28 protein-coding genes and 2 pseudogenes are annotated in these 26,192 nt (G+C 69.0%); 24 read left to right on the forward strand and 6 right to left on the reverse strand.

Annotated elements, in window-relative coordinates; translation table 11 throughout:
* Positions 1–434: 434 nt before the first annotated feature.
* The gene (gene dnaB, locus ACRAWC_RS12540) at positions 435–1,808 is read left to right on the forward strand and encodes a replicative DNA helicase (RefSeq protein ID WP_185275660.1); all 1,374 of its coding nucleotides are present in this window, start codon (positions 435–437) and stop codon (positions 1,806–1,808) included.
* 50 nt (positions 1,809–1,858) lie between these two features.
* Here dnaB and ACRAWC_RS12545 read toward each other — a convergent pair whose 3' ends face one another.
* A complete protein-coding gene (locus tag ACRAWC_RS12545; protein WP_431348011.1) occupies positions 1,859–2,086 on the reverse strand; it encodes a hypothetical protein in 228 nt (75 codons plus the stop codon).
* A gap of 271 nt (positions 2,087–2,357) precedes the next feature.
* Between ACRAWC_RS12545 and ACRAWC_RS12550 the strand changes: the two genes are divergently transcribed.
* The 4 genes from ACRAWC_RS12550 to ACRAWC_RS12565 all read left to right on the forward strand — a co-directional run bounded on the left by ACRAWC_RS12550 (position 2,358) and on the right by ACRAWC_RS12565 (position 4,381).
* The gene (locus ACRAWC_RS12550) at positions 2,358–2,615 is read left to right on the forward strand and encodes a DUF4287 domain-containing protein (protein ID WP_431348012.1); all 258 of its coding nucleotides are present in this window, start codon (positions 2,358–2,360) and stop codon (positions 2,613–2,615) included.
* A gap of 108 nt (positions 2,616–2,723) precedes the next feature.
* Positions 2,724–3,230: a hypothetical protein gene (locus tag ACRAWC_RS12555; protein WP_431348013.1), complete on the forward strand. Its 507-nt coding sequence runs from the start codon at positions 2,724–2,726 to the stop codon at positions 3,228–3,230.
* Positions 3,231–3,488: 258 nt separating this feature from the next.
* On the forward strand, positions 3,489–4,022 hold the full coding sequence (locus tag ACRAWC_RS12560; protein WP_431348014.1) for a DUF308 domain-containing protein: 534 nt from the start codon (positions 3,489–3,491) through the stop codon (positions 4,020–4,022).
* Positions 4,019–4,381 (forward strand): hypothetical protein, encoded by a 363-nt coding sequence (locus ACRAWC_RS12565; RefSeq protein ID WP_431348015.1) that lies wholly within the window; start codon positions 4,019–4,021, stop codon positions 4,379–4,381. The genes ACRAWC_RS12560 and ACRAWC_RS12565 overlap by 4 nt, the downstream gene beginning before the upstream one ends.
* A gap of 29 nt (positions 4,382–4,410) precedes the next feature.
* Here ACRAWC_RS12565 and purB read toward each other — a convergent pair.
* Both purB and ACRAWC_RS12575 read right to left on the reverse strand, forming a co-directional pair.
* Positions 4,411–5,789, reverse strand: a pseudogene (gene purB, locus ACRAWC_RS12570) (adenylosuccinate lyase).
* 61 nt (positions 5,790–5,850) lie between these two features.
* Positions 5,851–6,240, reverse strand: coding sequence for a phage holin family protein (locus ACRAWC_RS12575; RefSeq protein WP_431348016.1), 390 nt, complete (start codon positions 6,238–6,240; stop codon positions 5,851–5,853).
* Positions 6,241–6,299: 59 nt separating this feature from the next.
* Between ACRAWC_RS12575 and ACRAWC_RS12580 the strand changes: the two genes are divergently transcribed.
* From ACRAWC_RS12580 to ACRAWC_RS12655, 16 genes and pseudogenes are all read left to right on the forward strand, one after another.
* Complete coding sequence (locus ACRAWC_RS12580) at positions 6,300–6,815, forward strand: hypothetical protein (protein WP_431348017.1); 516 nt, start codon at positions 6,300–6,302, stop codon at positions 6,813–6,815.
* Between the two features lie 45 nt (positions 6,816–6,860).
* The gene (locus tag ACRAWC_RS12585; RefSeq protein ID WP_431348018.1) at positions 6,861–7,970 is read left to right on the forward strand and encodes a histidinol-phosphate transaminase; all 1,110 of its coding nucleotides are present in this window, start codon (positions 6,861–6,863) and stop codon (positions 7,968–7,970) included.
* 4 nt (positions 7,971–7,974) lie between these two features.
* Complete coding sequence (locus tag ACRAWC_RS12590) at positions 7,975–9,114, forward strand: thiamine pyrophosphate-dependent dehydrogenase E1 component subunit alpha (protein WP_431348019.1); 1,140 nt, start codon at positions 7,975–7,977, stop codon at positions 9,112–9,114.
* Between the two features lie 326 nt (positions 9,115–9,440).
* Positions 9,441–10,405 (forward strand): annotated as a pseudogene (locus tag ACRAWC_RS12595) (alpha-ketoacid dehydrogenase subunit beta).
* Positions 10,406–10,432: 27 nt separating this feature from the next.
* A complete protein-coding gene (locus ACRAWC_RS12600; protein ID WP_431348020.1) occupies positions 10,433–11,821 on the forward strand; it encodes a dihydrolipoamide acetyltransferase family protein in 1,389 nt (462 codons plus the stop codon).
* Positions 11,822–11,960: 139 nt separating this feature from the next.
* Positions 11,961–12,860 carry a metal ABC transporter solute-binding protein, Zn/Mn family gene (locus ACRAWC_RS12605; protein WP_431348021.1) on the forward strand — a complete coding sequence of 300 codons (900 nt, stop codon included), beginning with the start codon at positions 11,961–11,963 and terminating at the stop codon, positions 12,858–12,860.
* Positions 12,857–13,717, forward strand: coding sequence for a metal ABC transporter ATP-binding protein (locus ACRAWC_RS12610; protein ID WP_431348022.1), 861 nt, complete (start codon positions 12,857–12,859; stop codon positions 13,715–13,717). The genes ACRAWC_RS12605 and ACRAWC_RS12610 overlap by 4 nt, the downstream gene beginning before the upstream one ends.
* Positions 13,714–14,571, forward strand: coding sequence for a metal ABC transporter permease (locus tag ACRAWC_RS12615; RefSeq protein WP_431348023.1), 858 nt, complete (start codon positions 13,714–13,716; stop codon positions 14,569–14,571). Before ACRAWC_RS12610 ends, ACRAWC_RS12615 begins: the two co-directional genes overlap by 4 nt.
* 9 nt (positions 14,572–14,580) lie before the next feature.
* Complete coding sequence (locus ACRAWC_RS12620) at positions 14,581–14,985, forward strand: Fur family transcriptional regulator (protein WP_431348024.1); 405 nt, start codon at positions 14,581–14,583, stop codon at positions 14,983–14,985.
* Positions 14,986–15,010: 25 nt separating this feature from the next.
* A complete protein-coding gene (locus ACRAWC_RS12625; protein ID WP_431348025.1) occupies positions 15,011–15,742 on the forward strand; it encodes an NYN domain-containing protein in 732 nt (243 codons plus the stop codon).
* 278 nt (positions 15,743–16,020) lie between these two features.
* Positions 16,021–16,257 carry a 50S ribosomal protein L28 gene (rpmB, locus tag ACRAWC_RS12630; RefSeq protein WP_018188988.1) on the forward strand — a complete coding sequence of 79 codons (237 nt, stop codon included), beginning with the start codon at positions 16,021–16,023 and terminating at the stop codon, positions 16,255–16,257.
* Positions 16,258–16,259: 2 nt separating this feature from the next.
* Complete coding sequence (gene rpmG / locus ACRAWC_RS12635) at positions 16,260–16,427, forward strand: 50S ribosomal protein L33 (RefSeq protein WP_369961779.1); 168 nt, start codon at positions 16,260–16,262, stop codon at positions 16,425–16,427.
* 2 nt (positions 16,428–16,429) lie between these two features.
* Complete coding sequence (gene rpsN / locus ACRAWC_RS12640; protein ID WP_345838803.1) at positions 16,430–16,735, forward strand: 30S ribosomal protein S14; 306 nt, start codon at positions 16,430–16,432, stop codon at positions 16,733–16,735.
* A 486-nt stretch (positions 16,736–17,221) separates the two neighbouring features.
* The gene (locus tag ACRAWC_RS12645) at positions 17,222–17,368 is read left to right on the forward strand and encodes a hypothetical protein (protein ID WP_431348026.1); all 147 of its coding nucleotides are present in this window, start codon (positions 17,222–17,224) and stop codon (positions 17,366–17,368) included.
* Positions 17,369–18,247: 879 nt separating this feature from the next.
* On the forward strand, positions 18,248–18,532 hold the full coding sequence (locus tag ACRAWC_RS12650) for an HU family DNA-binding protein (RefSeq protein ID WP_369961780.1): 285 nt from the start codon (positions 18,248–18,250) through the stop codon (positions 18,530–18,532).
* 129 nt (positions 18,533–18,661) lie between these two features.
* Positions 18,662–20,635 (forward strand): cytochrome c oxidase assembly protein, encoded by a 1,974-nt coding sequence (locus ACRAWC_RS12655; protein WP_431348027.1) that lies wholly within the window; start codon positions 18,662–18,664, stop codon positions 20,633–20,635.
* A gap of 127 nt (positions 20,636–20,762) precedes the next feature.
* On the opposite strand, the gene ACRAWC_RS12660 is transcribed toward ACRAWC_RS12655, so the two are convergent.
* Positions 20,763–21,803 carry a hypothetical protein gene (locus ACRAWC_RS12660; RefSeq protein WP_431348028.1) on the reverse strand — a complete coding sequence of 347 codons (1,041 nt, stop codon included), beginning with the start codon at positions 21,801–21,803 and terminating at the stop codon, positions 20,763–20,765.
* A gap of 92 nt (positions 21,804–21,895) precedes the next feature.
* Between ACRAWC_RS12660 and ACRAWC_RS12665 the strand changes: the two genes are divergently transcribed.
* Both ACRAWC_RS12665 and ACRAWC_RS12670 read left to right on the forward strand, forming a co-directional pair.
* Complete coding sequence (locus tag ACRAWC_RS12665) at positions 21,896–23,200, forward strand: ATP-dependent DNA helicase (RefSeq protein WP_431348029.1); 1,305 nt, start codon at positions 21,896–21,898, stop codon at positions 23,198–23,200.
* A gap of 94 nt (positions 23,201–23,294) precedes the next feature.
* Positions 23,295–23,651: an FHA domain-containing protein gene (locus ACRAWC_RS12670; RefSeq protein ID WP_431348030.1), complete on the forward strand. Its 357-nt coding sequence runs from the start codon at positions 23,295–23,297 to the stop codon at positions 23,649–23,651.
* 92 nt (positions 23,652–23,743) lie between these two features.
* Here ACRAWC_RS12670 and ACRAWC_RS12675 read toward each other — a convergent pair whose 3' ends face one another.
* Positions 23,744–24,262: a hypothetical protein gene (locus ACRAWC_RS12675; RefSeq protein ID WP_431348031.1), complete on the reverse strand. Its 519-nt coding sequence runs from the start codon at positions 24,260–24,262 to the stop codon at positions 23,744–23,746.
* A 23-nt stretch (positions 24,263–24,285) separates the two neighbouring features.
* Positions 24,286–24,699, reverse strand: coding sequence for a DUF4383 domain-containing protein (locus ACRAWC_RS12680; RefSeq protein WP_431348032.1), 414 nt, complete (start codon positions 24,697–24,699; stop codon positions 24,286–24,288).
* 151 nt (positions 24,700–24,850) lie between these two features.
* Between ACRAWC_RS12680 and ACRAWC_RS12685 the strand changes: the two genes are divergently transcribed.
* Complete coding sequence (locus tag ACRAWC_RS12685) at positions 24,851–26,125, forward strand: serine hydrolase domain-containing protein (protein ID WP_431348033.1); 1,275 nt, start codon at positions 24,851–24,853, stop codon at positions 26,123–26,125.
* The last annotated feature ends 67 nt before the right edge of the window (positions 26,126–26,192 follow it).

Consider the following 26,192-nt stretch of genomic DNA (forward strand, 5'->3'; position numbering starts at 1 on the left):
ACAGGTCGGAAGGAACTTTTACACACAGCCTGGGGAAACAGGAATTCCTGGTCAAGGGCGTTTTTTGGTTCGAAGATTTTTGGTTTTCCACAGCGGATCCCACACCTTGTGCACAGCCGCGTCGGCGTTTCGCCCAGATTATCCCCAGAGTTATCCACAGGCGGAGCTGTGGGCGCGGCCGTCGGTTCGTAGGGTTGAGCGACGTCGACGGAAGACCGCCGAGGATCGGCTCGCAGAAGGTTGCGGGACGTTGTCGGTGGCCGTCCGTATTCTTCGAGCGGGCGCGCTTCGGCGCGGTCTCTCCGGCACGGTCACAGCGACTGTGCTGATGGCCTACTCGGCGTGCCCGCGCGCCGACCGGACGTGGGCGGCGCACGCTTGAGAGGGGAGCACCGACCGGTGCGCTCTCGCAACAGGAGAAGTGAGGAGAGCACGTGTCGATCGCCCATATCGGTCTCGCTGACAGCCGCGAACCGGGCGAGGCCCGTTCTCCGGAGCGCACCCCTCCTCACGACCTCCTCGCCGAGCAGAGCGCCCTCGGCGGCATGCTGCTCAGCAAGGACGCCGTGGCTGACGTCGTCGAGGTCGTCCGCGGCACGGACTTCTACATCCCCAAGCACGAGATCATCTACGACGCGATCCTCTCGCTGTACTCGCACGGCGAGCCGACCGATGTCATCACCGTCACCGACGAGCTGACCAAGCTGGGCGAGCTGTCCCGGGCCGGCGGCGCCGAGTACCTCCACACGCTCACGAGCCTCGTCCCCACGGCCGCCAACGCCGGCTACTACGCCAACATCGTCACCGAGAAGGCGCTGCTCCGCCGCCTGGTGGAGGCCGGCACCCGCATCACGCAGATGGGCTATAAGGCGGAAGGCGAGGTGCTCGACCTCGTCAACAACGCCCAGGCCGAGATCTACTCGGTCACCGGCCACCAGGAGGTCGAGGACTACGTCCCCCTGACCGAGGCCGTCACCGTCGCGATCGACGAAATCGAGGCCGCCAAGCACAAGGACGGCTCGATGACCGGCGTGCCGACCGGCTTCGCCGAGCTCGACGAGCTGACCAACGGCCTCCACCCCGGCCAGATGGTGATCGTCGCCGCGCGCCCCGCCCTCGGAAAGTCCACGCTGGCGCTGGACTTCGCGCGCGCCGCCGCCATCAAGCACGACATGCCGACCATCTTCTTCTCGCTCGAGATGGGGCGCAGCGAGATCGCGATGCGCCTCCTCTCCGCCGAAGCCACCGTCCCGCTGCAGCACATGCGCAAGGGCACCGTCGACAACCGCGACTGGACGACCATCGCCTCCACGCGCGGTCGCATCAACGACGCCCCGCTCTACATCGACGACAGCCCGAACATGACCCTGGTGGAGATCCGCGCCAAGTGCCGCCGCCTCAAGCAGCGCGTCGGCCTCAAGATGGTCATCATCGACTACCTCCAGCTCATGACGAGCGGCAAGCGCGTCGAGAGCCGCCAGCAGGAGGTCAGCGAGTTCTCGCGAGCGCTGAAGCTGCTCGCCAAGGAGCTGCAGGTCCCCGTGATCGCCCTGTCACAGCTGAACCGTGGCCCTGAGCAGCGAGCCGACAAACTCCCCGCCCTGAGCGACCTCCGCGAGTCGGGCTCGATCGAGCAGGACGCGGACGTCGTCATCCTGCTCCATCGCGAGTCCGCCTACGAGAAGGACAACCCCCGCGCCGGCGAGGCCGACCTGATCGTCGCGAAGCACCGCAACGGCCCCACCAAGACCGTGACGGTGGCCTTCCAGGGCATGTACTCCCGCTTCGCGGACATGGCGCCGATCTAGATCCCGCTGGCCGTCACGACCGGCGGGTGAGTCGCAGCCGCCCTGGCGGGTCAGCCCTGTCCCTGATCCCAGAGCCGCCAGCCCGCCTTTGTCTGGCGGTAGCAGAACGACCACCCTTCCGTTCCGCCCTGATCGGTGCCGTCGAGGCCGGTGTCGGTGGTGATCGAATACGACATGCACTCGCCGTCATCGCCGGTGCGACCGAGCAGCGTGTACGAGAGAAGCCGAGGTCCGTCGCACCACGCCGTCGTGTTGGAGGTCGTGAGGGCGCGGGTCATGCCGCAGTCGCTGTGCTTCGCAGCCTCCATGTAGGTGTGCGCTGTGGAGGAGAGTGTTGCGTCGGCGCCCGGGACAGGACCATGCGGGACGGGACCATCCGAGGGCAGGGTCAGAAGCACCCACGCGCCGACGACCATCCCACCCAGCCCCACGACGATCGAGAAGGCGATCAGAGGGGCGCTCCAGGTGATGCCATGATGCGAACTTAGGGGATCGAATCCGACACAGGCGGCTACGCAGCCCCTCCCACGCCGCCGCTAGACTCCCCGCATGGCCCAGCACCGCGTCGTCGCTCCCGTGATCGCACCCGGCGAGAAGGTCATGGGACCGCCGTCGTACTTCCCGAGCATCGAGAAGAACTACGGGCGGCCGGTCCAGGAGTGGCTGGACCTCGTGGTCGGGCGGCTGGACACCGGGGCCACGCACATGGAGGTCGTCGGGTGGCTGACGTCCGAGTACGGGATGGGGCACGGGCACGCCAACGCCCTCGTCGGGTACACGAAGGCCACGCTGGCCGAGCAGGCGTGACCGGCTCGCCGACGCTGGGCCACCCGAAAGCGGGCGCATAAGGTTCTCCGAGCGCGGATCATCCTCCGGGAGGACGCGGGCGCTCGCCAGGCGGAGTCGAATGGAACGGTGAACACCATCCTCATCCCGTTGCTGCAGGGCGCAGGTCCTGTCGCTCTTGCGGTGGTGTCCTTCGCGCTCGCGTTCACCTGGCCGTCGCTGGTCGAGCCCGCCCTGCGGGTGCGGTCCGAGCGCGGGCGGCTGGCCGGTTTCGCCGCGGTCGGAGCCCTGCTGCTGCTCGCGGCGAGCATCGTCTACGTCGTACCCGGCGTCCTGCTGAGGGACGACTACGGTGCGGTCGTCGTCGCGCCGCTCGCCGTCACCTGGATCATCCTGGCCGCGGCGCTCGGGCTGCGTTCGCTCTTCCAGACCGGTTTCGCGCGCGTGGTCTCGGCGACGTTCTCGATCGCGACAGTCTTCGGCGCCGCGGCCGGCGTCCTCGTCGCGCTGAGCTGGCACCATCCGATCAGCGCCACCGTCCTGCCGACGGGCGCGTTCGTGCTCGTGGTCGGTGGCATCGCCGCGATCGTCGCCTGGGCGCGGCCCGACGGGGACGAGCTGACGGCTGCGGTGTGACGGCGGCCGGTGCGGAAGCTTCAGCACTCCGGTGCTGTCTGAGGATCAAGGAAGGGATCGCGGCGGTGCTGAGCGTGCCGAACCCGATCCGCGCGGCGCGATCGTAGGCGCCGTGGGAGGCTGCCCCGCGGCAAACGCGCAGGAAGCCCGCGACTAGACTGGGAGCGAATCCTGACTGAGAGAGGTCGCCGAGTGGCACCCGCCGTTCCCCAGAATCAGGGCGATCCGAACTCGAGCCGTTATTGGGTCGTCCCCGCCGTGCGCGCGATCGTCGCGCTCGCCGCGGCCGCAGTCGTCACCTTCACCCGGGACGCGCACACCCCGCAGTTCGGCCTCATCGTCTTCGGTGTCTTCGCGGTGGCCGACGGCCTCGCCACCAGCGTCCTCAGCCTCCTGTTCGCCTCGAAGGGCATCACCCGCACCCTTTTCGCGGTCCAGGGCTGCATCGGCATCCTCGCCGGAGCGCTCGCCATCGCTCTCAACGCCAGCGGTCTCGGTCTCTTCCTCTACGTGGTGACCGTGTGGGCGGCGCTCACCGGAATCCTCGAGCTCTACAGCGGCCTCCGCGAGCGCCGGAACGACGCGGCCGCGCGCGACTGGCTCATCACCGGTGCGCTCACCGCGATCCTTGCTCTGGTGCTGCTCTTCGTGCCGGCCGATGCCGTGCTCGCCATCGGGCTGTTCGGCGCCTGGGCCGTGGTCGTCGGCGTCTTCCAGGGCATCGGCGCAGCCTCCCTGCGATCGGCGGCCCGCTCCGCCGCGGCCGCCCGCCGGACGGAGAGCGGATCGTGACCAAGCGCGACAAGAAAGACCCCAGCGTGACCAACAGCCTCCAGCCGACCCGCCGCGACCGCTTCCTGCCTGCCGAGCTGCTCGGCATCTCCGCGGGCCTCGGCGTCTTCGTCGGCCTCATCGTCCTGATCGCGACGCGCGAGTTCATCCTCGCCGGCGTCGCCTTCGGGATCGCGTTCATCCTGTCGCTCGTGCTGATGGCGCTGTTCGCGCTCGCCTTCAAGCCGAACGCGGCCGAGGTGGAGGACATCCACGAGCAGGACGTGGAGGCCCAGGAGAAGGCCGCGGGCCACAGCGACACCGCGAAGCCGGGCACCGCACGTGACGGTGACGAGAACGGGACGCCCCGGGGGCACTGAGCCCCGCCGAGGCGATCCCGCCGGCGGCCTCAGAGCCGGTCGACCAACTCCGACGCCAGCCCCACGTATCCCGCGGGCGTGAGTGCCAGCAGGCGGTTCTTCGCCGCCTGGCCGATCTCGAGGCCGTCCACGAACGCCGTCAGCGCCTCGTGGTCGACGCGCTTGCCGCGGGTCAGCTCCTTGAGCAGCGCGTACGGGTCGGAGATCGTGGAGCGCCCGGCGGTGACCTCCGCGCGGATCACCGTCTGGATGGCCTCGGCCAGCACCTCCCAGTTGAGGTCGAGGTCGGTCGCGAGGGCGTCGCGGTCGAGGGAGATCTGGGCGAGGCCGCGCTGGATGTTGTCGAGCGCCAGCAGCGAGTGGCCGAGGCCCACCCCGATGTTGCGCTGCGTGGTGGAGTCGGTCAAGTCGCGCTGCAGGCGGCTGGTCACCAGCGTGGCGGCGAGCGAGTCGAGGACGGCGCTGGAGAGCTCGAGGTTGGCCTCCGCGTTCTCGAAACGGATCGGGTTGACCTTGTGCGGCATGGTCGAGGAGCCGGTCGCGCCGGGCTCCGGGGTCTGCCGGAAGTAGCCCATCGAGATGTACGTCCAGATGTCGGTGCACAGGTTGTGCAGGACGCGGTTGGCGTGCGAGACGCGGGCGTAGAGCTCGGCCTGCCAGTCGTGCGACTCGATCTGCGTGGTGAGCGGGTTCCAGTCGAGGCCGAGACTCTCCACGAACTCCTGCGAGATGCGCGGCCAGTCGGCGTCGGGGTCCGCGACCAGGTGCGCGGCGAAGGTGCCGGTCGCGCCGCTGAACTTGCCCAGGTATTCGGTGGCCTCCACCTGCTTCCGGATGCGGTCGAGGCGGTGCACGAAGACCGCGAGCTCCTTGCCCATCGTCGTCGGGGTCGCGGGCTGGCCGTGGGTGCGGGCGAGCATGGCGTCGTCGCGATACTGGACGGCCTGTGCGCGCAGCTCGGCGATCACGTTGCGGAAGGCGGGCAGCCAGACCTGGGCGACCGCGGCGTTCACGGTGAGCGCGTAGGAGAGGTTGTTGATGTCCTCGCTGGTGGCGGCGAAGTGGGTGAGCTCGGCGATGTGGTCGAGGCCCAGCGCGTGCAGGCGCTCGCGGACCAGGTACTCGACGGCCTTCACGTCGTGCTTGGTGGTGGCCTCCAGCTCGGCGAGCCGGTCGATCTCGGGCTGCCCGAACTCGTCGGCGAGGGCGCGAAGCTGGCCGACCTGCTCGTCGGTGAGCGGGGAGGAGCCGAACATCCGGTGGCCGGTCAGGTAGATCAGCCATTCGACCTCGACCTGGACGCGCGCCCGATTGAGGCCCGCCTCCGACAGGTGGTCGCCGAGGCCGAGGACCGAGGACCGGTAGCGGCCGTCCAGGGGCTGAGCGGCTGGGGAGGCAGGGCGGTCATGGGACTCCTCGCGGGATCGGCGTGGTGGATTCGCCTCTATTCTCCCGCACTCGGGAGGGCGTCAGCGCTCGCGCGTGAACGGCCGGAAGATCAGGCCGATGAGCCAGCCGATGATGCCGAGCACCAGCGCGCCGAGGACGCCCCACCAGAAGCTCGCGACGTGGAGGCCGAAGCCCATCAGGCCGCTGATCCACGACACCAGGAGCAGCAGCAGCCCGTTCACGATGAACGAGATGAGGCCCAACGTGAGGATGTAGAGCGGGAAGGCGACGATGCGGATCACCGTGCCCACGATCGCGTTGACCACGCCGAAGATGAGGGCGACGAGCAGGTAGGTCAGGACGGTCGCCGTGCTTCCCGCGGCGTAGGGGACGACGGTGACGCCGCTGACGATCAGGGTCGTCAGCCACAGGGCCACCGCGTTGATGATCACCTTGAGCAGGAATCGCATGGGCACATCCTCCCAAACGGGAGGCGCGGAGGGCAGGGGCTCGCCGCTAGAGTCGCGGCGTGCCCAACAAAGACGGCCGGATACCGGACCAGAACGGACTTGTTCCGCCGCAGCTCATCGACGCTCCGCGAGTGAAGAAGGTGTACCCGCCGCTGCAGTGGCGGCCGCTGCGGGTGATGAATCCGTGGCACAAATTCGGGTTCATCGTCCTGCTCGAAGTGGGGTGGCGAGTCTTGACGCAACTCGCCCAGCTTGCGGTACCGGTCACCGTGGTCACCGTGGTCAGCAATGCTCTCTGGCCGATCGTGGTCATCGCGCTCGCACGGTCGTTCCGCGGTGAGGGTGAGCCCGTGCAGCCTCCCCGACCGTGGTGGCGATTGAGCGCCCGGCCGAGGATCGGATGGTTCATCGGCGGCTTCTACGCGCTCGGCGAACTGCAGGCCTTCTTCTTCCCGGTGCACACCGATCGCTACCTTGCAACGGCGTCCAGCGTCGTCTTCGGGCTGTTCCTCGCCGCCGCCTTCCTCAACTCCTCCATCCGGCTCACCATCCAGCGTCGTCGCACCGCCCAATAAAGAGGAATGCTCCCGCGGGTATCCGCCCGCGACTAAGTTGGGTCTGTGACTGACCTAGACGCGCACGGCGTGCGGCTGCGGCCCGAGATCGTGGCGGTCCCTGCCTACAAGCAGGGCCGCCCGGCGCCGGCGGACGGTTTCAAGCTGTCCAGCAACGAGAACCCCTATCCCCCGCTCCCCTCCGTCGTGGAGGCCGTGGCCGGGACGCTCAGCGAGCTCAACCGCTACCCCAACGCGGGCGGCGCCGACCTCCGCGAGCGGCTCGCCGAACGGCACGGCGTCGACGTCGACCAGGTGCACCTCGGCAGCGGGTCGGTCGCGCTGCTCGCGCAGCTCATCTCCGCCGCAGCGGGGACCGGCGACGAGGTCGTCTACTCGTGGCGGTCGTTCGAGGCCTACCCGGGCCTGGTCACCGTCGCGGGCGCGACCAGCGTTCAGGTGCCGAACCGGCCGGACGGCGGGCACGACCTCCCGGCGATGGCCGCCGCGATCACCGACCGCACGCGGGTCGCGATCGTCTGCACGCCCAACAACCCGACCGGGCCGGTCGTCACGGCCGCCGAGTTCGAGGCGTTCATGGCGTCCGCGCCCCGCGACCTCCTGGTGCTGCTCGACGAGGCCTATTACGAGTTCGTCACCGACAACGCCTCGGTGGACGGCATCCCGCTGCTCTCGCGCTACCCGAACCTCGTCGTGCTGCGCACCTTCTCGAAGGCCTACGGGCTCGCCGCCCTCCGGATCGGCTACGCGGTCGGCCCGGCGGCAGTCCTGAACGCGGCGCGGTCGGCGGCCATCCCGCTGTCGGTGACCGACGCCTCCCGGGTCGCCGCGCTTGCGTCGATCGACGCCGAGGACGAGCTCATGGAGCGGGTCGCCCGCATCGCCATGCGCCGCGACAAGCTGCGGAACGCGCTGGTCGCCCAGGGCTGGAACGTCCCGGAGGCCAACGGCAACTTCGTCTGGCTGGCGACCGGCGAGGAGACCGCGGCCGCCAACGACGCGTTCTTCGACGCGGGCCTGACCGTGCGGGCGTTCCCGCCGGAGGGCATCCGTATCAGCGTCGGCGAGCAGGAATCTGTGGAGAAACTCCTGGAGGTCGCTGCCGATCTTGTGCGGAACCTACCAAATGGGCACCCGGGCAAGCGGTTAGGTTAGAACGGTGGTTGCGACGAACGATACCCCGCGCCCGGCGAACACCGTCCAGCTGCTGACCGCAGACGGCCGGTTCCAGCCGAGCGACCCGGCCGGAGAGTACCTCCCCTACCTCGAGCGACTCGGGGAGGAGGACTACCGCACCTTCTACCGCGACATGGTCCGCGTGCGTGCCGTGGATGACGAGGGGGCCAACCTCCAGCGCCAGGGCCAGCTCGGCCTGTGGGTGCCGAGCCGCGGCCAGGAGGGCGCCCAGGTCGGCTCCGCCCGCGCGGCCAAGCCGCAGGACAACCTGTTCCCGTCGTACCGGGAGCACGTGGTCGGCATGATCCGCGGCATCGACCCGGTCGGCATCATGGGGCTGCTGCGCGGCACCACGCACGGCGGCTGGGACCCGACGGACCCCGCCATCCACGGCTTCCACCTCTACACGCTCGTCATCGGCTCGCACACCCTGCACGCCACCGGCTACGCGATGGGCGTCAAGCTCGACGGCAAGGTCGGCACCGGCGACCCCGAGGTCGACGAGGCCGTGATCGCCTACTTCGGCGACGGCGCGACGAGCCAGGGCGATGTCAGCGAGGCCTTCGTCTTCGCCGCCAGCTACCAGACCCCGCAGGTCTTCTTCCTGCAGAACAACCATTGGGCCATCTCGGTGCCGGTGAAGACGCAGTCGCGCACCCCGCTCTACCTGCGGTCGAGCGGTTTCGGCATCCCGGGCGTGCAGCTCGACGGCAACGACGTGCTCGCCGCCTATGCGGTGACCGCGAAACACCTCGACGACGCGCGCAACGGGGAGGGCCCGAGCATGATCGAGGCTCTGACCTACCGGATGGGCGCGCACACGTCGAGCGACGACCCGACCAAGTACCGCACCGACGACGAGGTGGCGTACTGGGCCGAGCGCGACCCGATCCTGCGGTTCCGGGCGTTCCTGGAGAACCAGGGCGTCGGCCAGGCGTTCTTCGACACAGCCCACGAAGAGGCGGCCGACCTGGCGTCCGACGTCCGCCGGCGCACGCTCACCCTCGAGGTCCCGCCGATCGAGAGCATGTTCGACAACGTCTACAGTGAGCCGCATCCCGTGATGGACGAGCAGCGGCGCTGGCTGCAGGAGTACGAAGCGTCGTTCGGAGGTGACGCATGAGCGACCTGAGGGGCGAGACCGGATACGTGGAGGCCGAGCTGGTGGAGGACGAGACGCCGGACGCCGACAGCGCCGCGCACGACGAGCCGTTCGACGACACGCAGGCCATCGACGTGGTCGAGATCGTGGAGAGCGAGCCCGGCTCCCGCGTGCTCGAGGAGCATGTGGCCGAGCAGGAGTGGACGCGCGAGTTCGTGGTCGAGGACGAGACTGTGCCGGAGCAGTCGGAGGCGATCGACACCGAGTCGGAGGTCGGCGAGCCGCAGGAGACTCCCGCACCCGGGGCGGAGTCCGCCGCCGAGGCGGCCGGACCGCGCATCCAGTCGATGCCGATGGTGAAGGCGCTCAACGCCGGCCTCCGGCGCGCGCTCGCCGCGGACCCGAAGGTCCTGCTCATGGGCGAGGACATCGGCCCGCTCGGCGGCGTCTTCCGCGTCACCGAGGGACTGCAGGCCGAGTTCGGCGCGAAGCGCGTGCTCGACACCCCGCTGGCGGAGGCGGGCATCATCGGCTCGGCCATCGGCCTGGCGATGCGCGGTTACCGCCCGGTGGTGGAGATCCAGTTCAACGGCTTCGTGTTCCCCGGCTTCGACCAGATCACGACGCAGCTCGCCAAGCTGACCAACCGGCACAGCGGCGCGGTGTCCATGCCGGTCGTCATCCGCATCCCGCACGGCGGCCACATCGGCGCCGTCGAGCACCACCAGGAGGCTCCGAGGCGTACTTCGCGCACACCGCGGGCCTCCGGGTCGTCGCGCCCTCGACGCCGAACGACGCGTACTGGATGATCCAGGAGGCCATCGCCTCCGACGACCCGGTGATCTTCTTCGAGCCGATGAGCCGCTACTGGCCGAAGGGCGACGTCGACACCGAGGAGAACCCGGTGCCGCTCCACGCGAGCCGCGTCGTGCGCACCGGCACGGACGCGACGATCGTGGCATGGGCGGGCATGGTCCCGGTCGCGCTGCGCGCCGCCGAGGTCGCCGCCGAGGAGGGCCGCAGCCTGGAGGTCGTCGACCTCCGCTCGCTCGCTCCGATCGACTACGCTCCGGTGCTCCAGTCGGTGCAGAAGACCGGGCGGCTCATCGTCGCGCAGGAGGCTCCCGGCACCGTGTCCGTCGCCTCCGAGGTCGCCGCCGTGGTGGCCGAGAAGGCCTTCTACTCGCTGGAGTCGCCCGTGCTGCGGGTCGCCGGCTTCGACACCCCCTTCCCGCCGGCCAAGCTGGAGGGCGTCTACCTGCCGGACGCCGACCGCATCCTCGAAGCCGTCGACCGCGCGCTCGCGTACTGAGCCTGCGCCGAACGAAAGAAGCCGCACATGAGCGAGTCCCAGTTCCTGCTGCCCGACGTCGGCGAGGGTCTGACCGAGGCCGAGATCGTCTCGTGGAAGGTCGCGCCCGGAGAGCCGGTCGCGGTCAACCAGGTGATCGTGGAGATCGAGACGGCCAAGTCGCTCGTGGAGCTGCCGTCGCCGTTCGAGGGGACCGTGGGCGAGCTGCTCGTGTCCGAGGGACAGACGGTGGAGGTCGGCACGCCGATCATCACCGTCACCGGTGGCGCTGCTGCTCCCGCCGAGCCGGCCGAGCCGGTGAGCGAGATCGCCGAGGCGGAGGCCGACGCCGCGCAGAGCGTGTCGCACGAGGCTGATGAGCCGAAAGCGGGCGCCGTGCTCGTCGGGTACGGCGCCGCAGGTCACGGGACCAGCCGCCGGCGCCGGGTGACGCACCCGGGCACCGCCTCCATCCCGGTGACGTTCACGCCGGCCCCTGCTGCTCCCGCTGCTGCTGCGTCGGCCGCGGCCGCTCCCGCCCCGTCGGCTCCGGCCGGCGCCTCCTCCGCCGGGCGCGCCCCGGTGATCGCCAAGCCGCCGATCCGCAAGCTGGCGAAGGACCTCGGCGTCGACCTCACGATCGTCACTCCGACCGGCCCGATCGGCGACATCACCCGGGAGGATGTGCTCCGGGAGGCCACCCAGGCGAGCGTGTTCCGCAACATCCAGACTCCGGAGTGGCCGAACGACCGCGAGGACCGCATCCCGGTCAAGGGCGTGCGCAAGGCGATCGCGAACGCGATGACGTCCAGCGCGTTCAGCGCCCCGCACGTCAGCCTGTTCGTGGACGTCGACGCCACCCGCACGATGGAGTTCGTCAAGCGCCTCAAGACGTCGCCCGACTTCGTCGGGATCAAGGTGTCGCCGCTCCTCATCGTGGCGAAGGCGATCATCTGGGCGGTCCGCCGCAACCCCACCGTGAACTCCACGTGGACCGATGAGGAGATCATCGTCCGGCACTACGTGAACCTCGGCATCGCCGCCGCGACGCCGCGCGGGCTCATCGTGCCGAATATCAAGGAGGCGCAGGGCATGACCCTGCTCGAGCTCGCGAAGGCGCTCGAGGAGCTGACCCTGATCGCGCGCGAGGGCAAGACTCCCCCGGCCGACATGGCGGGCGGCACGATCACCATCACGAACATCGGCGTGTTCGGGATGGACACCGGGACGCCGATCCTGAACCCGGGCGAGGTCGGCATCGTCGCGCTCGGCACGATCAAGCAGAAGCCCTGGGTCGTAGACGGCGAGGTGCGCCCGCGCTACGTCACCACCGTGGGCGCGTCGTTCGATCACCGTGTGGTGGACGGGGACGTGGCGTCGCGCTTCCTGGCCGACGTGGCCTCCATCATCGAGGAGCCCGCGCTGCTGCTCGACTGAGCCCAAACATTCGTGCCGAATGTCGCCTTTCGCGCGCTGAAAGTCGACATTCGTGCCGAATCGCGCGTGTTAGTGATTTTGACAATCGTTCTCAATTAGGGATAGATTCGTGGTACACCCACGGATTAGACAGGTCCCCATGTTGAAGCGTTCGGTCTTCACCCTCGCCCTCGCCGCCGCGACCGTCGCGGCCCTGACCGGCTGCACCGCCGGGTCATCCTCCGACGACGGCAAGGTCCGCGTCGTCACCAGCACCAACGTCTACAGCGACATCGCCTCCACGATCGCCGGCGGCGCGGTCGACGTGACCGCGCTGATGACCGACCCCGCGCAGGACCCGCACTCCTTCGAGGCGAGCGCCCAAAGCCAGCTCGCCGTGTCGAAGGCCGACATCCTCATCGAGAACGGCGGCGGCTACGACGACTTCATGACCACCCTCCGGACCGGCGCGAAGAACGCGAAGGCCACGGTGCTGAACGTGGTCGACATCTCGGGCAAGAAGGCGCAGGGCGGCGACCTCAACGAGCACGTCTGGTACGACTTCCCCACCATCCAGAAGTTCACGACCGCCCTGACCGACGCGCTGTCGAAGGCCGACCCGGCGCAGAAGGCGACCTTCGCGAAGAACGCCGCGACCTTCTCCGGCAAGCTCGCCGCCCTCCAGAGCCGGGAGGCCGAGCTGAAGGCGACGTACGCCGGCGCAGGTGTCGCGGTCACGGAGCCCGTCCCGCTCTACCTGCTGGAGTCCAGCGGGCTCGTCGACAAGACACCGGAGAAGTTCAGAGCCGCGATCGAGAGCGGTACCGACGTGTCCCCGCTCGTGCTGCATCAGACGCTCGCCCTGTTCAGCGGCCACAAGGTGCGGCTGCTCGTCTACAACGAGCAGACCAGTGGACCCGAGACCGCCCGCGTCCTGGCAGCGGCCAAGGCGGCGGACATCCCCGTTGTGCCCGTCACTGAGACGCTTCCGAAAGGCAAGGACTACGTGAGCTGGATGAACGCGAACCTCGACGCCGTGGGAGCGGCGCTGGCCCAGTGAGCGAGCCGATCGAGCGCGTCGCTGCGCCGGCCGAACGCGACGTGGTCCTCAGCCTCCGGGACGCCGCCCTGGGATTCGGCGACCGCACACTGTGGAGCGGGCTCGACCTGGACGTCCACGCCGGCGAGTTCGTCGCTGTCCTCGGGCCGAACGGCTCGGGCAAGACCAGCCTCCTGAAGACGATCCTCGGCCAGCAGTCGCTCGACTCCGGGAGCATCGTGCTCGACGGCCACCCGGTGCGGCGCGGCGACCGGCGCATCGGCTACATCCCGCAGCAGAAGCTCATCCCGGCCGGCACCCCGATGCGCGCCCGCGACCTCGTCGCGCTCGGCGTCAACGGGCACCGCTGGGGCCTGCCCATCCCGAACCGCGGCGACCGGGAGCAGGTGGAGCAGCTCATCGACTCGGTCGGCGCGCGCCGCTACGCGGACACCCCCGTCGGATCACTGTCCGGGGGCGAGCAGCAGCGGCTCCGTGTCGCGCAGGCACTCGCCGGCGACCCGACCCTGCTGCTCTGCGACGAGCCGCTGCTGTCGCTCGACCTCCAGCACCAGCGCGGGGTGAGCGAGCTCATCGACCGCCGCCGGCGCGAGCACGACAGCGCGGTCGTCTTCGTCACGCACGACGTGAACCCGGTCCTCGGGATGGTCGACCGCGTGCTCTACCTCGCCGGCGGCCGGTTCCGCACCGGCACCCCGGACGAGGTGCTGCGCAGCGAGGTGCTGACCGACCTGTACGGGACGCCGGTGGACGTCATCCGGAGCCGCGGGCGCATCGTCGTCGTCGGGATCCCGGACGCGGAGACCCACTCGCACCACGATCACACCCGTACCTCGCACCCGGAGCCTGCCGCATGAACGATCTCTGGTCGCAGCTCTTCAACTTCACCGACTACGGCGAGCTGCTCGCGCTGGTGCGCAACTCGATCTTCGCCGGTGCGGTGCTCGGCGTCGTCGGCGGCCTGATCGGCGTCTTCGTGATGCAGCGGGACATGGCGTTCGCCGTGCACGGGATCAGCGAGCTCTCCTTCGCGGGTGCGGCGGTGGCGTTGCTGTTCGGCGTGAACGTCGTCGCAGGCTCGCTCGTCGGATCGCTGATCGCCGCCATCCTGATCGGACTGCTCGGCGCGCGGGCGCGGGACCGCAACTCGATCATCGCGGTGCTGATGCCGTTCGGGCTGGGGCTCGGGATCCTCGCGTTGGCGCTGTATCCCGGGCGCAGCGCGAACAAGTTCGGCCTGCTCACCGGCCAGATCGTGTCGGTGGACGACCCGCAGCTCGGCTCGCTTCTCGTCATCGGCGCGATCGTGCTGATCGCCCTCCTGCTGATGTGGCGCCCGCTCATGTTCGACAGTCTGGACGCCGACGTGGCGGCCTCCCGCGGCGTCCCGACCCGCTTCGTCGCGCTCGCCTTCATGGTCCTGCTCGGCCTCGCCGTCGCGGTGTCGGTGCAGATCGTCGGCGCCCTCCTGGTGCTGTCGCTGCTCGTGACGCCCGCGGCCGCAGCCATGCGCGTCTCGTCGTCACCGCTGCTGGTCCCGCTGCTGAGCGTGGGCTTCGCCCTCCTCTCGGTGGTCGGCGGCATCCTGCTGGCGCTCGGCAGCTCCCTGCCGATCAGCCCGTACGTGACGACGATCTCGTTCCTCATCTACGTGGCCTGCCGACTCGTCGGCACGCGCGGTTCCCGGCGACTCGTGAGCCGGAGAGGCTAGCCTGGACACGTGAAGCGCAACACCTGGCAGCGGGAGGCCGTCCGCGAGGCACTGACCTCGACGGAGGGTTTCATCAGCGCGCAGGGACTCCACCTGAGCCTGCACGAGACCGGCTCCCCGATCGGCCTCGCGACGGTCTACCGCGCGCTCGCGGACCTCGCGGCGGAGGGCGACGCGGACTCGCTGCAGTCGCCGGAGGGCGAGAGCCTGTACCGCGCCTGCACGACCGGACACCACCACCACCTGATCTGCCGCAAATGCGGGCTGACGGTGGAGATCGAGGCCGACGAGGTCGAGCAGTGGGCGCGCGCGGCGGCGGCGTCGCACGGGTTCACGCAGGCGCAGCATGTGGTGGATGTGTTCGGGTTGTGCGCGGGGTGTTCGGCAAAGGCGGCGGCGGAATCTAACGCCTGACATACGCACCGGCTAAAGTGGTTCGATGCGCATCGGTGTCTATGTCGACGGCTACAACCTCTACTACGGGGCCAGGAAGCACTGTGGGCGGTCCACGGCGGGTTGGCGATGGCTCGACGTGCGGGCGCTGGTGGAGCCTCTTGCGGGCTGGCCAGGCTCTCAGCTCACCCGGGTGGTGTATTGCACCGCTCGAGTTGATCCGCTCGACAGTCCGGGTGCCAATCTGGATCAGTCGATCTATCTCGACGCCCTGGTCGCGTCGCGCTCCGTCGATGTGATCGCCGAGGGGCGCTACGTCTCGTGGGCGAAGGCAGAACCGCTGGTCATCCAGCCGCCAGGCACATTCCGGCCCAGCGTCTATCTCCATGACGACGAGTCGTGGGACCTCCGTCTACCGTTGCGTGCCGTGTCGTCGGGCGACGGTCGACTCGTGTTCGCCACGGTGCGCAAGCGGGAGGAGAAGGGGTCGGACGTGAATGTCGCGTCGCATCTTCTGTTCGATGTCCTCACCGATGCCGTGGATGCCGCGATCGTCGTGTCGAATGACTCGGACCTGGAACTGCCAGTGCGCCTCGCGCGCGAGCGTGTTCCGGTCGGGATGGTGAATCCCTCAACGAACCCGACCGCCGGCGCACTAAAGGGCAATGCCGACGATGGGGCAGGGAGTCACTGGTGGAGACGCCTCCGAGCGGAGGACTACCGGAGCAGCCAACTGCCCGACCCGGTCGGGAAGCTTCGCAAGCCTGACGAGTGGTGACAAAGAAAAGACCCGCTCTCACGTGGAGAAGCGGGTTGGTGGTTCAATGCTACACGATAAGGCGGGTCTTATCGCATGAGAGGGCCCTTTATTCGGGCCGATTTGGCGCGATTTGGCCACACTCGCCTCGGTGCCGTAGCATAGATGTTTGGCTGAGTGGGCTCCTCCCACTCCGTTAGCCGTGCACGAACCCCCATGACGAAAACGCTTGGGAAGTCGTGCGCCGACAAGTGACCTTGGGTGATGCGTTCAGCATCACGGTATTGGAGAAGAAAGCAATGGCAGCAGTGTGCCAGGTGACTGGAGCCGTTCCCGGCTTCGGTCACAACATCTCGCACTCGCACCGACGCACGAAGCGCCGGTTCGACCCGAACATCCAGAAGAAGACGTACTACGTCCCGTCTCTTCGTCGTAATGTCACCCTGACGCTGAGCGCCAAGGGCATCAAGGTCATCGACGCCCGTGGCATCGAGTCCGTGGTGAAGGACCTCCTGGCCCGTGGGGAGAAGATCTAACAATGGCGAAGCAGCAGGACATCCGTCCGATCATCAAGCTCCGTTCGACGGCGGGCACCGGTTACACCTACGTGACCAAGAAGAACCGTCGCAACAACCCCGACCGTCTCGTGCTCAAGAAGTACGACCCCATCGTGCGCAAGCACGTCGACTTCCGAGAGGAGCGCTAAACATGGCCAAGACGTCCAAGATCGCCAAGAACGAGCAGCGCAAGGTCATCGTCGAGCGCTACGCCGCCAAGCGGGCCGAGCTGAAGAAGCAGCTCGTCGACCCGAACGGCACCGACGAGTCGCGTGAGGCCGCCCGTCTGGGCCTCCAGAAGCTCCCCCGCGACGCCTCCCCCATCCGCGTGCGCAACCGCGACGCGGTGGACGGCCGTCCCCGCGGAAACCTCAGCAAGTTCGGCATCTCGCGCGTCCGTTTCCGCGACATGGCGCACCGAGGCGAGCTGCCCGGCATCACCAAGTCGAGCTGGTAAGACCCAGCATTCGCCGCTGAGAAGCGGCAGCGTGACACCCTTTGGAGGGGCGTCCGGCATCAGCCGGGCGCCCCTCCGTCGTCCCCGGGGCTGGTCTACCTGATGGGGAGGCCATTGCTCGGCTATTGAACAACCTGCCCGGGCACTACAGCTAGCGGTGGAGTGGACGTAGTCCCGCGTCACCGAGGACACGGACCACTGCGGTATCCGGCGGAAACGGTCTTGTAGCTATGGTGTCCATGGGCGTTCTGGCCGGCCGGGGCGAAGCGGGCGCGTCGGTAAGTCAAACTCGGACCAGACGGGATGGTTGATCGTTCGTGGCGTCCGCAGACCATCCGAATCGGACACCGCGGTTGTTGGTGGAGGAGGTCGTGCATCTGCGGATCAAGAATCGCTCACGCCCAGCGCAGATCGCCAGCCGGTTGGGGCTGTCAGCCTCCACAGGCAGCGCCATACGGGTGCGCTACCGCGTTGACCGGCTCACCCATGTCGGTGACGTTGATCCATGTCGATGTGAAGTACTCGGCAGCGTTTCCGGCGGCGGCGGTCGGCGGTTGTTCGGATGCGGTCAAGGCGATCAGAATCGGCTCGTCGCCGCACGCGGACCACGCAACAAGCGATACCAACCTCTGATCGGGCTCGCGTATGTGCTCCGTCATTGATGATCGCACCGCGTCGCCAACGCCGAGATCCCCGTCGACGGGACCCTCGCCATCGCCACCAATGTGCTGCGCCGAGCCGTGTCCTCGTTAGCCGACCACGGAGTCCGCGTCCAACGAGCGCTCTCCGACAACAGCTCTCCCCTACAATTCCCACGCCCAGCGCGACAGCCGCGCTGAGCTCGGAATCACACTCAAGAAGACCGGTCCCTATCGGCCACGACCAATGGCAAGATCATCGCTTCCACCGGACCGTCACCGATGGTTGGGCCTACAACCGGCACTACAACACATCACAGCTTGCTGCGGCGCCGAGCGATCCTGAACCGAGCGACGCCGACCCAACAAGCCAGCCCGACGAGCCCCAGGATGACCGCTCCGATGACCGCTCCGATGAACTCCAAGTGATTCCAATCTCCAGGCGCGAAAGCTAGTTGATCGCAGAGCCGTTCTGTCCGGGGCAGTGCATAGCTGCGCTGGGAGTTCAGCGATCATGGTTTCGGTTGAAATTTAGCACGTAAGTCTGAAAGTCTTACCTCACCATATAGAACCTAACCGCCTTGGAGGCTGTTATGAAATCGAAACTGTCCCCACAGCCATTGACGCCACGCTGCTGAGAGGCAGCGAGCGACACCCTTTGGAGGGGCGTCCGGCATCCGCCGGGCGCCCCTTCGGCGTCCCCGGGCCTGGACACGCCCTGGCAACAGGCGAAAAAACCGCGAGAATCCGCGAGATTCCGCGGGATTCTGATACATTCGAGGCGGTCAACCGACCAAACGTACTGGCCCTCTGTGGCCTCAACCGTTCCACAAGACAGCTGAATATCCAGCACAAGGTCCGAGGAGGACACTCAATGGCTGACAACCTGAACAAGACCGAGCTCGTTGCTGCCGTCGCCGCGGCGTCGGGTCAGAGCCAGGCCACCGTCTCGAGCGTCGTCGACGCGTTCTTCGCCACCATCAGCGAGACCGTCAAGGGTGGCGGCAAGGTCACCATCCCGGGTTGGCTCGCCGCCGAGCGCACCGAGACCGCCGCTCGCACCGGCCGCAACCCGCAGACCGGCGAGGAGATCTCGATCCCGGCCGGCCACCGCGTCAAGCTGACCGCCGGCTCGAAGCTCAAGGCTGCCGTCAAGTAACAGCCTGAACCAGGCTCCACGGGGGCGGTGCCGCAGCAGCGGCGCCGCCCCCGTCTCCGTTGTGCCGACAGGGATCCGCGGCGCTGCGCTGTGGGCAGGCGCACAGCACCGGAGACGTAGGCTTGACGGGTGCCCAGACTTCTCCGCGTGATCGGTCCCGCCGTGCTGCTGGCGGCCGCTCTCGTGTCCGTCGTCGCGGCGCTCTCCTTCGGCGGAGGGGCCGCGGCGCCCCTGCTGCTCGACCCCGGCGCGCTGGTGCGCTGGGGCCTCCCGATCTCGACGCTCGTCGTCAACCTCAGCCTCTCGGGGACCGTGGGCGCGCTGATCCTGGCCTGCTTCGCGTTCAACGCGGACAAGGACGAGTACGGCACAGCGCTCGACTTCGCCGCCGCGTGCGCGGCCATCATGACGGTGGCCTCCGCCGTGACCGGGCTGTTCACGTTCGTCAGCGTCGCCAACGTGCCGTGGTCGTTCGACCAGACCTTCACGAATGGGCTGAGCTCGTTCATCACCAGCGTGTCGCTCGGTCAGGCCTGGCTCGGCATCACGCTCATCGCCGCGGCGGTCACGGTGCTGTGCTTCGCGGTGCGCAACCAGACGGCCATCGTCTTCGTCACGCTGCTGGCGATGGCCGCGGTCGTGCCGATGGCGCAGCAGGGGCACAGCTCCGAGGCTGCGGGCCACGACGCCGCGGTGACCTCCTTCGGGCTGCACGTGCTTTTCGCCGCGATCTGGCTGGGCGGCCTGCTGACCCTCATCGTGATCAAACGCACGCTAGGCGACGGCCGGCTGGTGACGGTGCTGGAGCGGTACTCCAGCATCGCGCTCATCTGCTTCGTCGTCGTGGCAACGTCGGGGTACGTGAACGCCGAACTGCGCGTCGGGACGCTGGCCGAGCTGGCGACGCCGTACGGCATCCTGGTGCTCGTCAAGGTCGCCGCCCTCGTGGTGCTGGGGCTCTTCGGGCTCATTCAGCGCCGCGTCCTCATCGACCGGCTGAAGCGGCTCGGCGAGGGCCGGACGTTCTGGTGGATCGTCACGGCCGAGCTGGCCTTCATGGGCATCGCGTCGGGTGTGGCCGCGGCGCTCGCGCGCACCGTCACTCCGGTGCCGCAGACCCGGGCCGCGACGCCGACGCCCGCCGAGATCCTCACGGGCGAGAAGCTCCCGCCCGAGCTCACCTGGGGCCGACTCTTCACGACATGGAACTTCGACTTGCTGTGGGTGCTCGCCTGCGGCTTCGCGCTGTTCTTCTACCTGGCCGGCGTCTGGCGGCTGCACAAGCGCGGCGACGCCTGGCCGATCCACCGCACGGTGCTCTGGGTGCTCGGCATCGCCCTGCTCTTCTACATCACCAACGGGGGCGTGAACGTCTACGAGAAGTACCTGTTCTCGGCGCACATGTCGGCGCACATGGTCTTGACGATGGCGGTGCCGCTGCTGCTCGTGCCGGGCGCGCCGGTGACGCTGGCCGCCCGGGCGATCCGTAAGCGACAGGACGGCACGCGAGGCGGGCGCGAGTGGATCCTGTTCGCGGTGCACTCCCGGTTCGCCGGGATCATCTCCCATCCGCTGGTCGCGGCGGGGCTGTTCGCGGGGTCGCTGTGGGCGTTCTACTACACGCCGCTCATCCGCTGGGCGACGACCGACCACATCGGGCACGAGTGGATGGTCGTGCACTTCCTGATCACGGGCTACCTGTTCGTGCAGTCGCTGATCGGCATCGACCCGGTCAAGTACCGGCTGCCGTACCCGTTCCGGCTGCTGCTGCTGCTCGGCACGATGGCGTTCCACGCGTTCTTCGGGCTGTCGATCATGCAGATGCACGGCCTCCTGCTCGCCGACTGGTTCGGCGCGATGGGCCGCACCTGGGGCGCGACGCCGTTGGTCGACCAGCAGACCGGCGGCGGGATCGCGTGGAGCATCGGCGAGATCCCCACGGTCATCCTGGCGGTCGTGGTGGCCATCCAGTGGAGCCGCAGCGATGAGCGCGAGACGAAACGGCAGGACCGCAACGCGGACCGCACCGGCGATGCCGAGCTCAATGCGTACAACGAGCAGCTCGCCCGGCTCGCGGCCCGCGACGGGACAGCGCAGCGCTAGCAACCCGCGCCGGCCACATTCGCGCCGAATCGCGGCTGCTCCCTGGGTGCACATTCGTGACGAATCGGGGTTCTCGCGCGGGCGAAGGCACGATTCGTGACGAATGCGGCGTTGGGGGCGGGGGGCGTTAGGGGCCTACGACGATGTCGAGGGAGCCGTCGGGGCGGATGGTCACGCTGGTGAGCGAGACGGCGAACTTCTCGTCGGACTCGCGGTGCTCGATGCTGCCGTCGAAGATGGACTGCACTGTCACGGAGAGGTGCGCGATCCCCACGGCCTGAGACATCGTCCAGGTGCTGTCGCCCGGCACGAGGTGGACGGCGGGGTATTGCGTCATCTTCCAGGTGGGCGCGCCCTGCACCCGGTCGTCGATCACGACGCCGAAGGGGCATCCTGCCGGCTGGAGGACCTGCTGCTTCGCGCACTCGTCGAGGTAGCCGTTCAACTCCTTCTGCACGGCCGCAGCGAAAGCGTCGTTCGGCTGCGCGTCGACCGTGGCCTCCACCGTGGCGGACGGGGCGGGCGCCAGCTTCACCGGCGCGGCCTTCGTGTACCTGTCGGAATGGCCCAGCACGTAGAGCGACGGCGCGGGGACCAGGTACCCGGCGCTCACACTGAAGGAGCTCGCCGGCTGCGACGGGGCGGCGGCGCGCGGGCTCAGGGTGCGGCCCGCGACGGTGAAGGTCTGCGCGTGCGCGACGGTGATGTGCGCGACCCCGACCGGGGTGCGCGCGAACTCCCAGGTGGGCAGGAGGCCGAGGACAGCGCCGGTCTGGCGGAGCTCGAACACGGCGGTGACCGGGTGGCCGTCGGCGACGACGTGCACGGTGACCCTGCGTCGCCCGCCTGAGCTCCCCGTGTCGGAGACGACGCGGGTGTCGGTGTAGTCGGGGAGCAGATCGGAGCGCAGCAGCTCGGCGGAGGCGTCTCCCGGCAGTCCGGCCGCGGCCAACGCCTGTTTCGTCGGCGCCGCGCCCGGCATGGCGAGGGCGCTGGTCAGGTCGTGCGAGGCGAGCGAGCCGACGTACGCGGCGACGAATCCCTCCGGGCTGTAGAAGGCCCGCTGGACGGCGCCGAGGGCGGCCAGGAACGCGGCGACGAGCATCACGCCCACGCCTGTCCACAGCAGCACAGGACGGAGCGCGCCGACCCTGCCGTCCCCACCCATAGCTGTCATCCTATGGGGCTGTGGATAAGCCGCCACGGCGCTGCACGCGGGGTTAGAGTAGTTCGGCAGGTCGCGCGAGGGAAGGGATCCGGATGGGCGGACTCTCGCTCTCGCCCGAGCAGCGGGCGGTGTTCGAGCTGATCGAGCACACCCGCGACCACGTCTTCGTGACGGGCCGGGCCGGCACCGGCAAGTCCACACTGCTCAACCACCTGTCGTGGAACACCGAGAAATCGATCGTCATCGCCGCGCCGACCGGCGTCGCCGCGTTGAACGTCGGCGGCCAGACCATCCACTCGCTGTTCAAGCTGCCGATCGGGGTCATCGCCGATCACGACATCGACCAGACCAGCGAGCTGCGCAAGCTGCTGAACAGCATCGACACCCTCGTGATCGATGAAGTCTCGATGGTGAACGCCGACCTCATGGATGCGGTCGACCGCAGCCTGCGCCAGGCCAGGCAGCGGCCGAAGGAGGCGTTCGGCGGCGTCCAGATCGTGCTGTTCGGCGACCCGTACCAGCTCGCGCCGGTGCCCGGCGACCACGAGGAGCGCGCCTACTTCGCCGACACCTACCGCTCGATGTGGTTCTTCGACGCGAAGGTGTGGCGGGAGGCAGACCTCCAGATCGTGGAGCTGCTGCAGGTGCACCGCCAGCACGAGTCCGACTTCCGCTACATGCTCAACGCCGTGCGGCACGGACAGGTGACGAAGGAGATCGCCGACCGGCTGAACGAGGTCGGGGCGCGGCCGGCGCCGACGGACGGCACGATCACGCTCGCGACGCGCAACGACACGGTGAACCGCATCAACGCGCAGGCACTCGAGCGTCTTCCCGGACGCCCGCTGACGGCCAAGGCCGAGGTGAGCGGCGATTTCGGCGGCCGCAACTACCCGGCGGAGGAGGTGCTCGAGCTGAAGATCGGAGCGCAGGTGATGTTCCTGCGCAACGACGTCGGCCAAGGCGACGGGCCGCGCTGGGTGAACGGCACCATCGGCACCGTCACGCGCATCGACTCGAACGTGTACGTGGAGGTCGACGGCCAGGTGCACGAGGTCGAACCGGCGATCTGGGAGAAGTACCGCTACAGCTACTCGCCCGAGACGAAGAAGCTGACGAAGGACGTTGTCGCGGAGTTCACGCAGTTCCCGCTGCGGCTGGCGTGGGCGGTCACCATCCACAAGTCGCAGGGCAAGACGTACGACGCGGCGATCGTCGACCTCGGCGCGCGCGCGTTCACGTCGGGCCAGACCTACGTGGCGCTCAGCCGGATCACGAGCCTGGAAGGCCTCTACCTGACCCGGCCGCTGCGGCCGAGCGACATCACCGTGGACCCGGACGTGGAGCGCTTCATGCGCGACGCCCGGTCGATGCGGGTGCCGGTCGCGGCGGAGTGAGGGGCGGGCTCCGGGCTAATCCCTAGGGAGCGCGGGCGCGGTCATGGCATGCTGGGCGAGGCGCTTTCGGGTGCGCCGACGAGAGGAGACGTCGATGGCGGTCATGTTCGCCTTGGATCTGAGCGACGGGCAGCACGTCGAGACGTCGGGCAATGGTGTGATCGGACGCAATCCGGCCTCCCACCGGCCGGGCACCGAGTTCGACGACCCCGCGAACGTCCACCTGGTGACCGTGGCGGACGACGCCAAGTCGGTCTCCCGCGCGCACCTCGCGTTCGGGCAGTACGACGGGATCTTCTGGGTGATGGACCTCGGCTCCGCCAACGGCACGACGATCACCTACCCGGGCGAGGGCACCTTCGCGTGCGACCCGAACACGCGGCACGAGGTCGACCCCGGATCGATCGTGCGGTTCGGGAACGCGTCGTTCGCGCTGAGCCGCCGGAGCTGAACCGCGGCAACTGAACCGCGGCAGCTGAGCCGCCGCAGCTGAGCCGCCGCAGCTGAGCCGCCGGAGCTGAACAGTCCGAGCTGGGCCTGCGCTCAGTGGTGGTGGTGCACCGTCACTGCCGCGGCCCCCGCGTCAGTCACCCCGAGCGCGGGGATGGTCACCGCGCAGACCACGCAGGCGCTGACCGCGAGCGCGGCGACGAACCGGAGCGCACCGCTCTCCTGCCGTGCGGGCCGGCCGTGCCGCAGGACGACCGCGGCGACCGCCGCCACGGCGACGTCGAGCAGCGATGCCACGCCCATCGGCAGGAGGGGAAGCGTGAGCACCGTGCCCGACGTCGCCGTGGCGCCGGCAGTCGCGAGTGCGGCCCAGATCCCGAGCGGCGCCAGCGCCAACGCAGGGATCAGGCCGAACAGCGGTGGCCGCTCGCGGGCCAGCGTGAACACCGCCCAGGTCAGCTCCGCGGCGGCGACCGCGATCAGGAGCGCGAGCAACGGGAGAGGTGCGCTGGGGGCCAGTGCTGCGTGCAGCAACCCGGCCCCCAGCGCGGCCACGGCGAGGAAGGCCCTGATCGCCGGAGCGACCGGGGCTCGCCCCTTCATCCTGCTCATGGGAAGCGCCGTGGCCCAGCCGGTCAGGCGGTCGCCGAAGTGGCGCGCACGGTCCGCTCGGCGCCGAGACCGACACCGAGGAGCACGATCGCGCTCACCAAGTGGAGGAAGTGGTCGGGGGTGTTCAGCGCCAGGATGTTGGCGCCGGTGCCCACCAGGAAGAAGCCGACGATGCCGAGGAGCAGGTAGACCGCCCCGACGGTGGTGTTGACGGCCTTCGCCGCGGCCATCCTGGTGAGGCCGGCGATGAGCAGCGCCGCGCCGATCAGCAGGTGGGCGACGTTGTGCAGCGGGTTGACCTCGAAGATGCCGAGGATCAGACCGCCGTGGGTGGCCACGAAGCCGACGCCGCCGGTGAAGGCGAAGCCGAGCAGGCCGACGAGCAGATAGACCGCGCCGAAGATGGTCGCGACGAGGCGGTTCGGTGATGTGCGCATGTGTCGTTCCTCCTTGGAAGACGGCGCGCGGCGTGCGCGCCTCATCCAGGGATTCGGGACAGCCGGCCGATCGGATTGGACACGGTTCGGGGACTCGGCGTGGACGTCGACGCACGCTACAATCGCTGCCACAGGAGCGTCGGGGGATGCGATGGGACGAGGGACAGGTCTCCGCAGAATCGTTCTCGCGGCGTCCGCCGCCGCCCTCGCCCTCAGCCTCGCCGCGTGTGGCAACACCGGCGCGAACCCCGACTTCCCGCCGCAGCGGCACGGCCCGCTCCCCGCGGCCACCGTGACGCGGCTCACCGCGGCGGTGACGGACGCGATCGCGCTCTCCGGAGGGTCGGCCGCCCTGGTCGGCGTGTGGGCGCCGTGGGCGGGGAGCTGGACGACCGCGATCGGGACCACGACGCGCGGCGGGTCCGTTCCCGTCACTCCCGCCATGACGTTCCGCGCGGGCCGGCTCACCACCGCGATGACGTGCACCGTGCTCCTCGAACTGGTCGACGAGGGCACCGTGGAACTCGACGACCCGGTCGCGAAGTGGATTCCGGGTCTCGTGGGCGTCAGCGGGGTGACGCTGCGCGAGTTGTGCCAGGACACCTCCGGCTTCGGTGACTACGCGTCGGCCCTGCACCGCGAGTTCCTGGCCAACCCGGAGCGCTATTGGCCGCCGCTCGAGCTCGTCAGCGACGGCGTCGCGATGGCGCGCACCGGGAACCCGGGCGAGAAGTACAGCCCGTCTCAGACGAACGCGCTGTTGCTCGGGATGGCGCTGCAGAACGCGTCCGGCCGCAACTGGCAGCAGCTCTACCAGGGCTACGTGTTCGGCCGGCTCGGGATGTCGGCGAGCGTGCTCCCCGACGACGGCGTCCACACCCTGCCGGGCCCGCACCCCTCGGGGTACGTGGCCCCGCTCGACGCCACCGGAGCTCCCGTGTGCGACAAGCCGCAGGACATCACCGCGCTGTCTCCGTCGCTGGGCTGGACGGCGGCCGGCGTGGTCTCGAACGTCGCGGACCTCAAGGTGTTCGCGCAGGCGCTCGCCAGCGGGTCGCTGCTGAGCAGCAGCTCGGCGGACGCGCAGGCGAAAACGGTCGGCGCCGGCGCCTCCTGGCTGGGCTACGGGCTGGGCATGCAGGTCGTCGGGCCGCTGCGTGGCGCATCCGGGGCCGTCCCCGGCTACCTGTCGGCGATGTACGCCGACCCGTCGTCCGGATTGACCGTCGTGGTGGCGATCAACGACTCGACACCGGGCGCGGGGTTCGCGCAGGCGCTGGCCGAGCGGCTGGCGTCGATCGCGTCCAAGGTGCCGGCGGTGCAGAAGGGCGCGAAGGTCGTGGCGTCCCTGCCCTGGTCGGAGGACCAGGCGGCTGCTGCCATGAAGGCCACGGCGCCCTGCCCGACGAAGGCCGCCACGGGCTGACGCCGGAGCATAGCGGATGGCTCGGCCATTGCAATGCATTCATTTGTCACCCGACTTGGGTCGTTAC

Source organism: Leifsonia sp. L25 (genome assembly GCF_050632895.1).